Source organism: Micromonospora sp. NPDC007230, assembly GCF_042869115.1.
Lineage (GTDB): Bacteria > Actinomycetota > Actinomycetes > Mycobacteriales > Micromonosporaceae > Micromonospora.
In genome coordinates this window covers 83169-97406 of sequence record NZ_JBIAFE010000003.1, presented here as the reverse complement: position 1 = coordinate 97406, position 14238 = coordinate 83169, and the positions used below count along the sequence as shown (strand labels likewise).

Sequence of the window (14238 nt, the reverse complement as noted above, 5' to 3'; positions counted from 1 at the left end):
GACCGGACCGAGCCGGTGACCGGGCGGACCGGTCGGTTGATGGTGCCGTATGTCCGTTTCCAGCAAGCTAGTCGTGTTCTCACTACCTCATTGGGGGCGCCAGTGCTTCACAGAACGTCTCGACCGGTGTGGCGGTGGCTCGCCGTGCTCGCCGCGCCGGTGCTCGCCGTCGGGCTGCTCGCCGCGCCGGCCCGCGCGGCGGGCCTCACGCCGGTCACCAGCACGCTCACGTCGGCGAATCCGGCGGACGAAACCCCGCACGCCCAGAACGGCGACACCAAGGCGTTCGCCGAGATCGGCACCACGGTGTACGTCGGCGGATCGTTCACCTCCGTGAAGGCGGCGGGCGGCACGTGGACCACCCGCAACTACCTCTTCGCGTACGACCGCACCACGGGCGCGCTGAAGACCGGCTTCAACCCGGTGCTGGACGGCGCCGTGCACGCCCTGGCGGTCAGCCCCGACGGCAAGCTCATCGTCGGCGGCGCCTTCGTGAACGTGAACGGGGTAAGCCGCAAGAACCTGGTCGAGCTGGACCCGACCACCGGCGCGACCGTGGCCAGCTGGGCCGGGCGCAGCGACGGCGGTCTCGTCCGGCGCACCATTGTGGTCGGCACCAAGCTCTACATCGCCGGCGCGTTCCACTGGGTCAACGGCACCCAGCACTCGCTGCTCGCCCGACTGGACGCCACCACCGGCGCGATCGACCCGACCTTCCAGATCGACGCCAGCGTGGCCCGGGCCAGCAGCGAGCTGGTCTGGGGCCTGGCGGTGTCGCCGGACGGCCGGACCCTGGTGGCGGTCGGCAACTTCACCCAGGTCAACGGGCAGGCCCGTAACCAGGTCGTGGTGGTCGACCTGGCCGGCACCCCGGCCGTGGCGGACTGGAGCACCCAGCGGTACGTGGCGCCCTGCTACGACTGGTCGTTCCCGTTCTACGCCCGGGACGTCGACTTCTCCGACGACGGCACGTACTTCGTCATCATCGCCGACGGCGGACGGGGCGACGGGGCGTACTGCGACGCGATCGCCCGGTTCGAGACCGTGGACCGGGGTGCCGGCATCGACGCCACCTGGGTCAACTACACCGGCACCGACTCGGTGACCTCGGTCGAGGTCACCGACAACGTGGTCTACGTGGGCGGGCACTTCCGCTGGCTGAGCAACGCCAACGGCAACGACTCGGCCGGTGCCGGCGCGATCAACCGGTTCGGCCTGGGCGCGCTGGACCCGATCAACGGCATGCCGCTGGTCTGGAACCCGGGCCGCTCGGGCGCCCCGGCGGGCACCACCACCTGGGGCCCGATCATGTGGGAGCTGTGGCGCGGCAGCACCGGCCTGTACGCCGGCTTCGACTCCGACGGCGTCGGCAACGAGTACCACGGCCGGATGGGCCTGTTCCCGCTGGCCGGCGGGCGTACGGTGGCGGCGGTCAACGCCCCGTCCGCCGCGTCGGGCTTCCTCTACGTCTCCTCCGCCAACGGGCAGGCGACCAAGGTCCCGTTCGACGGCACCACGCTCGGCACCCCGGTCAGCACCAGCCAGCCGAACCTCACCGCTGCCGGCGCGTCCTTCTCGATCGGCAACAAGGTCTACTGGTCGAAGACCGATGCGAGCGCGCCGAGCGGCAGCTACCTCGAGGTGTCGATCTTCTCGGGCGGTTCGGTGGGCGCGCCCTGGGTGAGCAGCGGCTACAACGACTGGTTCAACGCGGCGACGATGACCGGGGCGTTCTATCTCGACGGCCGGATGTACTACACCAAGTCCGGTACGAACCGGCTGTTCTACCGGTATCTGGAGCCGGACGGCTACATCGTCGGCTGCACCGAGTTCACCCTGCCCAGTACCGGCCTCGCCTGGGGTGGGGTGCGCGGCCTGGCCTGGGTCAGCGGCAAGCTCGTCTACGGCAATCGGGACGGCTCGCTGCGCGCGGTGCCGTTCGACGGGACGGCCGTCGACGGCGCCGCCTCGGTCCAGCTCGCGGCGGCGGGCGGCGGCGTGAACTGGTCGAGCAGGACGCTCTTTTTCGCCACCTCCTGACGGTCCGATCCGACCGGGCGGTCCCGCCCTCGTGGGACCGCCCGGGACGGCTCGGGTCGCACTGCCGCAACCGGCACCCGGCCGGTGACAATGAGACGGTCACCCCGGGTGGTCCCGCTCCGGCCCGAGGCGGTTACCCATTCCTCATCGCGCAAGGACCTGACTGATGGACGTGACCGACGTCGCCCCCGCCCGACAGAACCCGGTCGGCCTCGTCGAGCTGGCCCGGGTTCCGCTCCGCCGGTGGCGGACCGTGCTCGGCGTGGCGGCGGCGGTGCTGCTGGCCGTGCTGGTCTACCTGTTCGTGCTGCCGGCGACGTACACCGCGACGACGGCCGTGGTGATCCGCCCGGTGGTCACCGACCCGTTCTCGGTGCCCTCCGGTGGCGCCGACCGCGCGGTGAACATGACGGCCGAGAGCGGCATCGCGACCAGCAACGACGTCATCGACAAGGTCGCCGCCATCACCGGTCGGGAGACCAAGGAGGTGGCCGATGCGCTGGAGGTGGAGACCCCGGTCGGCGGCCAGGTGATGCGCTTCAACTACGCCGCGCACAGCGAGCGGGAGGCGGTCCAGGGTGCCAACGGGGCGGGCCAGGCGTACCTGGACCTGCGCCGGGGCATCTACGAGAACCAGCGCGCGGCGGTGCTGAAGTCGTACGACGACACGATCGCGGTGGTCACGGCGCAGCGCACCACCACCCAGCGATCCCTGCCGAGCCAGGCCGCGGACAGCCCGTCGCCGCGCACCAGCGCGCTGCTGGACCAGCTGCGGGCGCTGAACGACCAGCTCGCCACGCTCGCCGAGCAGCGGTCCAAGATCGCCTCCGCGGACCTCAGCCCCGGGTCGATCACGAGCGCGGCCCGCGAGCCGATCCCGTCCAGCCGGGACGCCGCGCCGGTGATCCTCGTCGCGGGCCTGCTCGGCGGCTTGCTGCTCGGCGCGCTGGTGGCCTTCGCGCGGGAATCCCTGGACCGACGGCTGCGCACCACGGCCGAGGCGGTGGCGGCGATCGGCGCGCCGCTGCTGGGCACGGTCCGCCGCAACCGCGGCGGGCACCCCGACGAGTCGGATCTGCGGTACCTCGCGCTCGCGCTGGCCCGCTGGGTGGACGGCCCGCACCGCGGCCCGCTGGTGCTGCTGTCCTCGTCGGCGAACGACGGACGCGAGCAGCTGACCGGTGGGCTGGCCGCCACGCTCGCCGGCGCCGGTCACGAGGTGCAGCTCGGGGTCACGCCGGAGAGTCTGGACCGGATCCGGCCGTTGATGCTGGACGCGCAGCGCCGCAACCCGCCGGTGGAGCCGGCGCGCGTCATCCGGCAGCGGCAGCCGGCGACCGCACCGGCGGCGGCTGCCGGCGGCACCGCCGGATCCGAAGAGACGGCCGTCATCCCCGCCGTGCGGAAGCCGCGCCCCTACCCGACCGCGGACGGGCCGAACGGCGGGGTGTATCGGTCCGCCACCAACGAGGAGCAGACCCAGGCCATCCCCGCCAGCCGGCCCGCGGCGGCCGGTGCGGGCAGCCGGACCGACGGGCAGGAGCTGCGGATCGGCTCCGGCACGGTCCGGCTGGTCGAGCTGCACGCCCTGCCCGGGGACGGCCTCACGGTGCTCGACGCACCGCCCGCGCTGCACGACGAGCGGGGCGTGCGGGCCGCCCGGGAGGGCCGCGCGGTGGTGGTGGCGGCCCGGGACCGGACCCGCATCGCCGAGCTGGTCCGCCTGGTCGAGCGGCTGCGTGCGGTGGGCGTGGAGCCGTTCGGGTTCGTGCTGACGGGAGATGGACGTGACTGACCACGACCAGCCGGCCGTTCCGGCGGGCGGGGCGTACCCGCCGGTGACCGTGGTGGTGGCCACCCGGGACCGCCCGGGGCTGTTGGAGCGAGCCGTGGGCGCGGTGCTCGAACAGGACTATCCCGGGCCGGTGGAATGCCTGGTCGTCTACGACCACACCGACATCCGCCCGCTGGACCTGCCGGTGCCGGACGGCCGGGCACTTCGCTACGTCAACAACACCCACTCGCGGGGCCTGCCGGGTGGCCGCAACACCGGCGCGGAGGAGGCGGCGCACGACCTGCTGGCCTTCTGCGACGACGACGACCACTGGCTGCCGGGCAAGCTGCGCCGCCAGGCGGAGCTGCTGGCCGTCCGGCCGGACGCCGCCGCGGTCAGCTGCGGCATCCGGCTGGAGGGCCCGGGCATCGCCAAGGAACGGCGGCTCGACGCCACCGAGGTGACCCTGTCCGACTTCGTCGAGGACCGGATCATGGAGGTGCACTCCAGCACCATCCTGCTGCCACGCTCCACCTGGGACGCCGTCGGCCCCGTCGACGAGGACCTGCCCGGCGGCTACGGCGAGGACTACGAGTGGCTGTTGCGAATCGCCGCGCACGGTCCGGTGGTCATCGTGCCTGAGGTCCTGGTGGTGGTGGACTGGCATGGGAGTTCGTTCTTCTTCGGCCGCTGGGCGATGATCGTCGAGGCGACCCGATACCTCATCGACAAGCACCCCGAACTGGCCCGCAGCCGGACCGGGCTGGCCCGGCTGCACGGGCAGATCGCCTTCGCCCTCGCCTCCGGGCGGTGCCGCCGGGAGGCGGTCCGGGAGTTGGGCCGGGTGCTCCGGCTCAACCCGCGCGAGAAGCGAGTCCTGGTGACCGTGCCCGTGGTGCTCGGTCTGCTGTCCGGGGAGCGGGTCCTTCGGCTGGCCCAGCGGACGGGACGGGGTGTCTGACCGGGCGGCCGGGACCCTCCCGCCGGTGAGCGCCTCGCGACCGGCGGGCGGCGGCGCGTCCGGGCTGCGGCCGCTGCCTGCCGCGCCGCTGCCGGTCTGGCCGCTGACCCTGATGTTCGCCCTGATGCCGCTGTGGTGGGCGCTCGGAGCGTTCTACCTCGGCTGGTCGGTGTTCGGCGTGGTGCTGCTCGCCCTGCTCGTCGCGCGCGGTCGCGTCCCGCTGCCCGCCGGCAGCGCCTGCTGGCTGCTGTTCCTCGCCCTGGTGCTGCTCAGCGCCAGCCGGCTGGACCGGGCCACCGCCTACCTCACCTTCGGGCTGCGCTTCGGCTTCCTGGTGACCGCCCTGATCGTCGGCGTGTACGTGCACACCCTGGTGCGGGAGGGCACCGCCTGGGAGCGGGTGCTGCGCCCGCTGGGCTGGTACTGGCTCGGCATCGTGGCGCTGGGCTGGCTGGCCGTGCTCGCCCCCACCTTCGCGCTGACCACCCCGGTGGAGCTGGCGCTGCCGCACGGCGTCAGCGGGCAGCGGTACATCCAGGCGCTGACCCACGTGCGGCTCAACGAGTTCAACCCGGTCTCCCGGGCACCGATCTACCGCACGGCCGCGCCGTACCCGTACACGAACAACTGGGGCACCGCGTACGCCCTGCTGGTGCCGTGCGTGCTGGCGTACCTGACCTCGGTGCGCACCGGCCGGTTCCGGCGGGCGCTCTGGCTCTCGCTGCCGCTGTCGGTGGTTCCGGCGTTCCTGACGCTCAACCGCGGCATGTTCCTCGGCCTCGGCGCCGGCCTGCTCTACCTCGCCCTGCGCGCGCTGCTCCGGGGCAACGCCCGGCTCATTCTCTCCATCGCCGGGCTGGTGTTGCTGGTCTGGATCGTCAGCCTCGTGGTCCCGGTCCAGGACATGATCAACGCACGGGTCAGCACCACCGACACCAACGTCGACCGGATGGACCTGTACCTGCGTACCTGGCAGGCGGTCGAGCGTTCGCCGCTGCTCGGCTACGGCGCGCCGAAGAGCGTCGACACCACGCTGGCCGAGGAGCCACTCGGCACCCAGGGGCTGATCTGGCAGATCCTCTACAGCCACGGCATCCCGGCGTTGTTCGTCTTCCTGTCCTGGCTGCTGCTGGCCGCCCGGCGGCTGGCCGCCGCGGTGTCGCCGGCCGGCTTCTGGCTGAGCACGGTCCCGGTGATCGCCCTGGTGGTCATTCCGGTGTACGCGTACATCGACCCGAACCTGTCAGTGATCTTCTTCGCCGTCGGCGCCGGGCTGGCCGCGGTCGCCGGGCCGGTCAACCGGGCCGCGCTCGGCCCGTCCGCCATGTCCCGCCCGGCGCCGTTGCGGTCGTGGCGGACCAGGGGCTTCGGCCGGGCGGCGGTGCCAGGCCGGCGGAAGCCGTCCGCGCGGGCCGGGGTGGCCGCGGTGCCGCTGCGTACCGCCGCCCCGGTGCCCGGCCCGGCAACCGGCGCGCCCGACCCGGTGGCCGCACGCGCACCGTCGCCGGTCGTGCCGGAGCCCCGGGCGCCGGCCGACCCGGTCGTTTCGCCACCGCCCGACGCCGTCATGGATCGTCCGGCGCCCGAGGCGCCACGGCAGGGAGGGACGCCGTGACCGGTACGACGGCCGTGCCGGGCGCGCCCGCGACCGCCGGCGAGCGGGAGGTCCGCCGCAGCACGCGCAGCGGGATGGTCGGACTGGCCGGGGCGGCCGTCAACGGCCTGCTCGGTTTCGTGCTGACCGTGGTGATCGTCCGCGGACTCGGACCCGCCGGCTCCGGCGCGATGTTCACCGCGATCGGCGTCGTCACCGTCCTGGGTGCGCTCTGCTGCGCGGGCGCGGACACGGCGCTGGTCTGGGCCCTGCCCCGGCGCACGGCGGGCCGAACCGGCGACGCGGCCCGCCTGTTGCCGGTCGCGCTGTCGCCGGCGCTGCTGTTCACCGTCGGTGTGGCGGCCGCCGGCGCCGCCCTGTCCGGGCTGCTCGCGCCGGTGTTCTTCGATCCCGGCACGACCGGGGGCGAGGAGTTGCTCCGGCTGGCCTTCGCCGGTCTGCCGTTCGTGGTGGCGATGACCCTGCTGCTCGCCGCCGTCCGCGCGGTCCGCCCGGTCACGGCCCTGGTCGCCGTGCAGTACGTCCTGCTGCCCGCGGCCCGCCCCGCGCTGGTGCTCGCCGCGGTCGCCGCCGGGGCGGGGGTGACCGCCGTCTTCGCCGGCTGGCTCGCCCCGGTGCTGCTGGCCGGGCTGGTCGGCGCGGCGCTGCTGGTCCGCCCGCTCGGCCTCGCTGCCGGTGCGGCGCTGCGCCCGGTCGGCGAGGACTGGCGCACGCTCTGGGGCTTCGCCCTGCCCCGGGCTGCGTCGGCGGCCATCGACGCCAGCAGCATGTGGCTCACCGTGCTGCTCACCGCCGCCCTCGCCGACCAGGCCGAGGCCGGCGTGATCGGCGCGGTCGGCCGGTACGCCCTCGCCGGGCTGCTCGTCATGCAGGGCCTGCGGGTGGCCGTCGCGCCGCAGCTGTCCCGGTTGCTCGGGCAGGGCCGCCGGGTCGAGGCGGTCCTGGTCTACCGGCGGATCACCAGCTGGATCATCGCGTTGTCCTGGCCGGGGTACCTGCTGCTGGCGATATTCGCCCCGGGTTTCCTGTGGCTGTTCGGCGCGGAGTTCACCGCCGGCGCGTCCGCCATGGCGGTCCTCGCGGGCGCCATGATGGTCAACTCCGGCACCGGCATCGTGCAGACCCTGCTGCTGATGAGCGGCAGCAGCCGGCGGCACCTGCTCGCCGCTGCGACCGGCCTGGTGTTCAACGTCGGGCTGGCCCTGGTGCTGATTCCGCCCTACGGTGCGCTCGGCGCGGCGGCGGCCTGGACGGCCGGCATCGTGGTGGAGAACGTGATCGCCACGGCGGCCGCCCGCCGGGTGGTCGGTGAGCCGCTGATCACGCGGGAGGTGCTGCGCGCGGCGGTCGCCGCCGCGCCGGGCACCGCCGTCGTGGCCGGGACGGGGGCGGCGGTCGCCGGTCGGGGCGTGGCCGGCCTGTTCCTCACCCTCGGGGTGGTGGCGCTGCTCGCCGTCGCGCTGCTGCTGCACCCCAAGGTACGCCGGCGGATGCGCACCACCGTGCCCACCCTGTTGGGGCGGCCACCCCGATGACGAGGAGGACAGGATGACGACGCTGCGGGACCGGGTGAAGACGCTGGTGCCCGCCCCGGTGCTGAGCGGGGTGCGCAGCTCGCTGGTGCGCTACGGGGAACGGACCAGCGACCGGAGGCCGCTGCCGGACTTCCTGGTCATCGGCACCAAGCGCGGCGGGACGACGTCGCTCTGGCGGTACCTGTTGGAGCACCCCCTGGTGCCACGCCTCTTCCCGGCCTGGAACACCAAGACCTCGCACTACTTCGAGGACACCCACTCCCGGGGCGAGGCCTGGTACCGCTCGCACTTCCCGACGGAGCGGCAGCGACGGGCCCTGGAACGCCGGCACGGCGGGCCGACCCGGGTGGGGGAGGCCGCGCCGCTGTACATGTTCCACCCCCTCGCTCCGGCCCGGGTGGCCGAGCTGATCCCGGCGGTGAAGCTCATCGTGCTCCTGCGTGACCCGGTGGAGCGGGCGTACTCGCACTGGAAGGAGCGGCGCACCGAGGGCGTGGAGCCGCTCGGCTTCGCCGAAGCCCTCGCGGCCGAGGAGGAGCGCACGGCGGGGGAGCGGGAGAAGCTGATCGCCGACCCGACGTACGTCAGCAACGCCTACGACTGGTACAGCTATCGGGCCCGGGGCCGGTACCTGGAGCACCTGGAGCCGTGGCTGGACCGGTTCGACCGGGAGCAGTTGCTCATCCTGCCCAGCGAGACGTTCTACCGGGAGCCGGCCGCCGCGTACGCGCGGGTGCTGGACGTCCTCGGGCTGCCGCCGTACCAGCTCGACCGGTACGAGGTGTTCAACGACCGGCGCAGCAGCGCCATGGACGCGGCGGTGCGCGACGAATTGACCCGGTACTACGCGCCGTACAACGCGGCCCTCGCCGACCGCCTGGGCCTGACCTTCGACTGGGGAGGCTGACCGTCCGCAGGGCGGGACACGGTGGGCGGAGCATCGGGGCGGACACCGGGCGTGACAGACTGACCGCTGTGTTGCGCTGGCTGACTGCAGGTGAATCGCACGGACCCGCCCTTGTCGCGATGCTGGACGGGGTGCCCGCCGGCGTCGAGCTGACCACCGCGGAGATCTCCGGTGAGCTGGCCCGCCGCCGGCTCGGCTATGGCCGGGGCGCCCGGATGTCGTTCGAGCAGGACGAGGTCGAGATCATCGGCGGCCTGCGGCACGGCGTGACGCTGGGTAGCCCGGTGGCGATCCGGGTCGGCAACTCCGAGTGGCCGAAATGGCGCACCGTGATGGCCGCCGACCCGGTGGACCCGGTGGAGCTCGCCGGGCAGGCCCGCAACGCTCCGCTCACCCGTCCCCGACCGGGCCACGCCGACCTGGCCGGGATGCAGAAGTACGGCCACGTCGACGCCCGGCCGATCCTGGAGCGGGCCAGCGCCCGGGAGACCGCCGCCCGGGTCGCCGTGGGCACGGTCGCCAAGGCCCTGGTGAAGCAGGCGCTCGGCGTGGAGATCGTCTCCCACGTGGTGGAGCTCGGCCCGGTCGCCGTGAAGCCCGGCCTGCGTCCGGCCCCGGAGGATGCCGCGCGGATCGACGCCGACCCGCTGCGCTGCCTCGACCCGGAGGCCAGCGCCCGGATGGTCGCCGAGGTCGACGCCGCGAAGAAGGACGCCGACACCCTGGGCGGCGTGGTCGAGGTGCTCGCGTACGGGGTGCCGCCGGGCCTGGGTAGCCACGTGCAGTGGGACCGGAAGCTCGACGCCCGGCTGGCCACCGCGCTGATGTCCATCCAGGCCATCAAGGGCGTGGAGATCGGCGACGGCTGGCAGCAGGCCCGCTCGCGCGGCTCGGAGGCGCACGACGAGATCCTGCCCACGGCCGCCGGGGTGCGCCGGGTGACCGACCGGGCCGGCGGCCTGGAGGGCGGCATCACCACCGGTGAACCGCTGCGGGTGAAGGCCGCGATGAAGCCGATCTCCTCGCTGAACCGGGCCCTGTCCACGGTCGATGTCGCCACCGGGGAGCCGGCCACCGCGATCAACCAGCGCTCCGACGTCTGCGCGGTGCCGGCCGCGGCGGTGGTGGCCGAGGCGATGGTGGCCCTGGTGCTCGCCGAGGCCGCGGTGGAGAAGTTCGGCGGCGACTCGGTCGCCGAGATGCGCCGCAACCTGGCCGGCTACCTCGACGCCCTGGTGATCCGGTGATCCGGCCGGTCTGCGTGCTGGTCGGGGCGCCCGGGTCCGGCAAGACCACGGTGGGGCTGGCGCTCGCCGCCGCGCTCGGCGTGGCGTTCCGGGACACCGACACCGACATCGAGCAGCTCGCCGGCAAGCCGATCCCGGAGATCTTCGTCGACGAGGGGGAGGACCACTTCCGTACCCTCGAACGGGCGGCGGTGGCGGCGGCGCTGGCGTCGCACCCCGGGGTGCTCGCCCTCGGCGGGGGCGCGGTCCTCGCCGAGGAAAACCGCGCCGCGCTGATCGGTCACACCGTCGTGCACCTGTCGGTGGAGCTGCCCGACGCGGTGAAGCGGGTCGGCCTGGGCGCCGGCCGGCCACTGCTGGCGCTCAACCCCCGGGCCACCCTGAAGCACCTGATGGAGCAGCGCCGGCCGCTCTACGCCGAGGTGGCGACCGCCACCGTGGTCACCGACGGGCGCACCCCGGAGGAGCTCGCCGGCGAAATCGCCGCCCTGCTCACGGCCGACAAGCGGGCGGCGCGATGACCGACGAGGTGACCCGGATCCCGGTCGGCGGCGAGCGGCCGTACGAGGTGCTCGTGGGTCGTGACCTGCTCACCCCGCCGCCGCGGCTGCTGCCCGGCGCGGAACGGGTGGCCTTCCTGCACGCGCCGGCGTTGAAGGGCCTGGCCGAGGGGATCGCGGAACAGGTGCGGGCGGCTGGCGTCGCGCCGCTGCTGATCGAGGTGCCGGACGCCGAGGCGGGCAAGCACATCGACGTGGCCGCCGCCTGCTGGGACCGGCTCGGCGCGGCCGGCTTCACCCGTACCGACGCCGTGGTGGGGGTGGGCGGCGGCGCCGTCACCGACCTGGCCGGTTTCGTGGCGGCCTGCTGGCTGCGCGGGGTGCGCTGGGTGCCCGTGGCGACCTCGCTGCTGGGCATGGTCGACGCCGCGGTGGGCGGCAAGACCGGGATCAACACCGCGGCCGGCAAGAATCTGGTCGGCGCCTTCCATCCGCCCGCCGGGGTGATCTGCGATCTGGCGACCCTGGACACCCTGCCCCCGGTCGACCTGGCCGCCGGGATGGCCGAGGTGGTCAAGTGCGGTTTCATCGCCGACCCGGTGATCCTCGACCTGGTCGAGCGGGACCCGGCCGCCGCCGTCGACCCGGCCGGACCGGTGGCCCGTGAGCTGATCGAACGGGCGATCCGGGTCAAGGCCGACGTGGTCTCCGGGGACCTGCGCGAGTCCGGGGTACGCGAGGTGCTCAACTACGGGCACACCCTGGCCCACGCGATCGAGAAGGTCGAGGGCTACCGCTGGCGGCACGGTCACGCCGTCGCGGTGGGCCTGGTCTACGCGGCCACCCTGGCCCGGCTCGCCGGCCGGCTGGACCCGGCCACCGCCGAGCGGCACCGCGTGGTGCTGGGCCTGCTCGGCCTGCCCACCAGCTACCGGGCCGACGCCTGGCAGCGCCTGCTGGCCACCATGCGGGTGGACAAGAAGGCCCGCGGGAACACGCTGCGCTTCGTGGTGCTGGACGGGCTGGCCCGCCCGGCGATCCTGGAGGGCCCGGACGACGAGCTGCTGCACGCCGCCTACCGGGAGATCAGCTCATGAGGGTGTACGTGCTCAACGGGCCGAACCTGGGGCGGCTCGGCACCCGTCAGGTCGACGTGTACGGCGTCACCAGCTACGCCGACCTGGTGGCCCTGTGCGTGGACACCGGCCGGGAGTTGGGGCTGGACGTGGTCGTCCGGCAGACCGACGCCGAGCACGAGCTGCTGGGCTGGCTGCACGCGGCGGCCGACGAGGGGGCGGCGGTGGTGCTCAACCCGGCCGCCTGGTCGCACTACTCCATCGCGGTCCGGGACGCCTGCGCCATGCTCCGCGGCCCTCTGGTCGAGGTGCACATCTCCAACATCCACGCCCGCGAGGAGTTCCGGCACCACTCGGTGGTCTCCGCGGTGGCGACCGGGGTGATCTGCGGCCTGGGCGTGGACGGCTACCGGCTCGCCCTGCGCCACCTGGCCGCCCGGCTGGCCGGCGACGCCTGACCCGTCCCGGCGGCTCGCCCCCTGCCGCCCGCGCCGGCTCGCCCGTCCGCGCGGTCCGCCCGCCCCGAGCACGATCGGCCCCGCACCCGTGCCGCCGGCAGTGGCTCTCCGTGTTCGTCATCTTCGTCACGTTCCGTTGCCGGGTCTGCCGCACCGCTGCGGGGTGGTCACCGTCCTTTGCTCTGCAGCCATCCACGCATCACTCGGTTGAGCTGCAACGACCGGCTCCGGCCCCGCCCGGATCGTCGCCCGGGTTCGTCACGGAGCGTGTGTGTTGCGCCGATGGCTGCAGAGCAAAGGCGGGTGCGGTCGGTGCCTCCGGTGGACACGACTGTCGCTCTGGGTGATGTCCGGCACGTTCGGCCGGCCGTCGGGCGGGCACCCGGCCGGCCCCGCGCGCAGCGCGGCGGACCCGGTTCGACACAGCTTGTAGACTTCTTGGGTCTGTCCGCCAATTGATGATCAAGGCAGGAAATGGCCACCACCAACGACCTCAAGAACGGCCTGGTACTCAACCTCGACGGCGAGCTGTGGGCCGTCGTCGAGTTCCAGCACGTCAAGCCCGGTAAGGGCGGTGCGTTCGTGCGTACCACGCTGAAGAACGTGCTGTCCGGCAAGGTGGTCGACAAGACCTTCAACGCGGGCACCAAGGTCGACACCGCCACCGTCGACAAGCGCACCATGCAGTACCTGTACGCCGACGGCGAGGACTACGTCTTCATGGACCTGGAGACGTTCGACCAGATCAGCGTCCCCGGCGGCACCGTCGGCGAGGCCGCCAACTACCTCCTCCCCGAGGCCGAGGCGACCGTCGCCACCCACGAGGGTGTGCCGCTGTACATCGAGCTGCCGACCTCGGTCGTGCTCGAGGTCACCTACACCGAGCCGGGTCTGCAGGGCGACCGGTCGACCGGCGGCAACAAGCCGGCCACCGTCGAGACCGGCGCGACCGTCCAGGTGCCGCTCTTCATCACCACCGGCGAGAAGATCAAGGTCGACACCCGCGACGGCCGTTACCTCGGCCGCGCCTGATGGCTGAGGCTCCCAAGCAGCAGATGCCGGCGCGCCGCAAGGCGCGCAAGCGGGCGCTGGACGTGCTCTTCGAGGCCGACCTGCGGGACCGTCCGCCGGTCGAGGTGCTGGCCGGGTACATCGAGCGGATCGAGAAGCCCCGCCCCGAGCACCTGGGCTACGCGGTGGGCCTGGTCGAGGGCGTCGCGGCGCACCTCGACCGGATCGACGAGCTGATCGCCAGCTACGCCGAGGGCTGGACGCTCGACCGGATGCCGGTGGTCGACCGTAACCTGGCCCGGATCGCGGTCTACGAGCTGCTCTACGTCGACGAGATCGACGACGCGGTGGCGATCAGCGAGGCCGTCGAGCTGGCCCGGCAGATGTCGACTGACGACTCGCCGCGCTTCCTCAACGGCATCCTCGGCCGGATCGCCGAGTACGCCACCCGCTGACCGGCGGCGCCGCCACCGACGACGAAAGGGCCCGTGCCGTCCGGCACGGGCCCTCGTCGTGGCGACAGCGGGTCAGGACGCGAAGAACGCGCGCGGGTCGGCGACCAGCACGCCGTGCTCGGTCAGCCGCTCGATCAGACCCGACGGCGAGGCGTCGTAGACGATCGCCAGGGCCCGCAGGTCGTCGGCGCGGATGGAGAGCACCCGGCCGTTGTAGTCGCCGCGCTGCTGCTGGATGGCGCGGGCGTACCGGGCGACATACGCGAGGTCCTCGGAGGCCTCGTCGTAGAGCCGCTCCAGGTCCAGGACGATCTTGCTGGTGGGTTCGTGGCGCACCCCGCTGCCGTCGGGCAGCAGCTCCGAGACGGGAACGCGGTAGAAGTCGGCCAGCTCCGCCAGGCGGGACACGGTGACGGCCCGGTCGCCACGCTCGTACGAGCCGACCACCACAGCCTTCCACCGCCCGTTCGACTTCTCCTCCACCCCCTGCAGGGACAGACCCTGCTGCTGGCGGATGGAGCGCAGGCGGGCGCCCAGCGACTTGGCGTATTCAGAGGGCATTCGGACACTCCCAGTGCTGCTCGGGGTTCTCCCAGCTATCGCTACGGAGCGTGACGGTACGGGGATTGGGACACCGGGTCAAGTGCTCGTGACGTTAC

The 14238-nt window shown here is 73.4% G+C and carries 13 protein-coding genes; 12 read left to right on the top strand and 1 reads right to left on the bottom strand.

The features are described from left to right. The first annotated feature begins 144 nt into the window (after positions 1-144). The 12 genes from ACFYML_RS05655 (at position 145) to nusB (ending at position 13579) form a co-directional block, all read left to right on the top strand. A complete protein-coding gene (locus ACFYML_RS05655) occupies positions 145-2040 on the top strand; it encodes a delta-60 repeat domain-containing protein (RefSeq protein ID WP_387419724.1) in 1896 nt (631 codons plus the stop codon). 166 nt (positions 2041-2206) lie between these two features. Further along, a complete protein-coding gene (locus ACFYML_RS05650; RefSeq protein WP_387419470.1) occupies positions 2207-3835 on the top strand; it encodes a Wzz/FepE/Etk N-terminal domain-containing protein in 1629 nt (542 codons plus the stop codon). After that, on the top strand, positions 3828-4775 hold the full coding sequence (locus ACFYML_RS05645; protein ID WP_387419469.1) for a glycosyltransferase family 2 protein: 948 nt from the start codon (positions 3828-3830) through the stop codon (positions 4773-4775). Before ACFYML_RS05650 ends, ACFYML_RS05645 begins: the two co-directional genes overlap by 8 nt. 25 nt (positions 4776-4800) lie before the next feature. Continuing rightward, on the top strand, positions 4801-6390 hold the full coding sequence (locus ACFYML_RS05640; protein WP_387419468.1) for an O-antigen ligase family protein: 1590 nt from the start codon (positions 4801-4803) through the stop codon (positions 6388-6390). Then, positions 6387-7925 carry a lipopolysaccharide biosynthesis protein gene (locus tag ACFYML_RS05635; protein WP_387419467.1) on the top strand — a complete coding sequence of 513 codons (1539 nt, stop codon included), beginning with the start codon at positions 6387-6389 and terminating at the stop codon, positions 7923-7925. Before ACFYML_RS05640 ends, ACFYML_RS05635 begins: the two co-directional genes overlap by 4 nt. A 13-nt stretch (positions 7926-7938) precedes the next feature. After that, a complete protein-coding gene (locus tag ACFYML_RS05630; protein ID WP_387419466.1) occupies positions 7939-8832 on the top strand; it encodes a sulfotransferase domain-containing protein in 894 nt (297 codons plus the stop codon). Positions 8833-8900: 68 nt separating this feature from the next. Then, the gene (aroC, locus tag ACFYML_RS05625; protein WP_387280681.1) at positions 8901-10079 is read left to right on the top strand and encodes a chorismate synthase; all 1179 of its coding nucleotides are present in this window, start codon (positions 8901-8903) and stop codon (positions 10077-10079) included. Next, complete coding sequence (locus ACFYML_RS05620) at positions 10079-10600, top strand: shikimate kinase (protein ID WP_387419723.1); 522 nt, start codon at positions 10079-10081, stop codon at positions 10598-10600. Before aroC ends, ACFYML_RS05620 begins: the two co-directional genes overlap by 1 nt. Next, positions 10597-11676, top strand: a complete 1080-nt coding sequence (gene aroB, locus ACFYML_RS05615) for a 3-dehydroquinate synthase (protein ID WP_387419465.1) — start codon at positions 10597-10599, stop codon at positions 11674-11676. Before ACFYML_RS05620 ends, aroB begins: the two co-directional genes overlap by 4 nt. Further along, on the top strand, positions 11673-12113 hold the full coding sequence (gene aroQ / locus ACFYML_RS05610) for a type II 3-dehydroquinate dehydratase (protein WP_387419464.1): 441 nt from the start codon (positions 11673-11675) through the stop codon (positions 12111-12113). The genes aroB and aroQ overlap by 4 nt, the downstream gene beginning before the upstream one ends. A gap of 474 nt (positions 12114-12587) precedes the next feature. Further along, a complete protein-coding gene (gene efp / locus ACFYML_RS05605; RefSeq protein WP_387419463.1) occupies positions 12588-13145 on the top strand; it encodes an elongation factor P in 558 nt (185 codons plus the stop codon). A 23-nt stretch (positions 13146-13168) separates the two neighbouring features. Then, positions 13169-13579: a transcription antitermination factor NusB gene (gene nusB / locus ACFYML_RS05600; RefSeq protein ID WP_187413655.1), complete on the top strand. Its 411-nt coding sequence runs from the start codon at positions 13169-13171 to the stop codon at positions 13577-13579. A 72-nt stretch (positions 13580-13651) separates the two neighbouring features. Here nusB and ACFYML_RS05595 read toward each other — a convergent pair whose 3' ends face one another. Continuing rightward, the gene (locus ACFYML_RS05595) at positions 13652-14140 is read right to left on the bottom strand and encodes a transcriptional regulator (protein WP_013285505.1); all 489 of its coding nucleotides are present in this window, start codon (positions 14138-14140) and stop codon (positions 13652-13654) included. Between the last annotated feature and the right edge of the window lie 98 nt (positions 14141-14238).

What these genes read in the sequence shown, in the direction of transcription:
- ACFYML_RS05650 (WP_387419470.1), top strand. Translation starts at nt 2,207, where the DNA reads ATGGACGTGACCGACGTCGCCCCCGCCCGACAGAACCCGGTCGGCCTC.
- ACFYML_RS05630 (WP_387419466.1), top strand. Translation starts at nt 7,939, where the DNA reads ATGACGACGCTGCGGGACCGGGTGAAGACGCTGGTGCCCGCCCCGGTG.
- aroB (WP_387419465.1), top strand. Translation starts at nt 10,597, where the DNA reads ATGACCGACGAGGTGACCCGGATCCCGGTCGGCGGCGAGCGGCCGTAC.
- aroQ (WP_387419464.1), top strand. Translation starts at nt 11,673, where the DNA reads ATGAGGGTGTACGTGCTCAACGGGCCGAACCTGGGGCGGCTCGGCACC.
- efp (WP_387419463.1), top strand. Translation starts at nt 12,588, where the DNA reads ATGGCCACCACCAACGACCTCAAGAACGGCCTGGTACTCAACCTCGAC.
- nusB (WP_187413655.1), top strand. Translation starts at nt 13,169, where the DNA reads ATGCCGGCGCGCCGCAAGGCGCGCAAGCGGGCGCTGGACGTGCTCTTC.
- ACFYML_RS05595 (WP_013285505.1), bottom strand. Translation starts at nt 14,140, where the DNA reads ATGCCCTCTGAATACGCCAAGTCGCTGGGCGCCCGCCTGCGCTCCATC.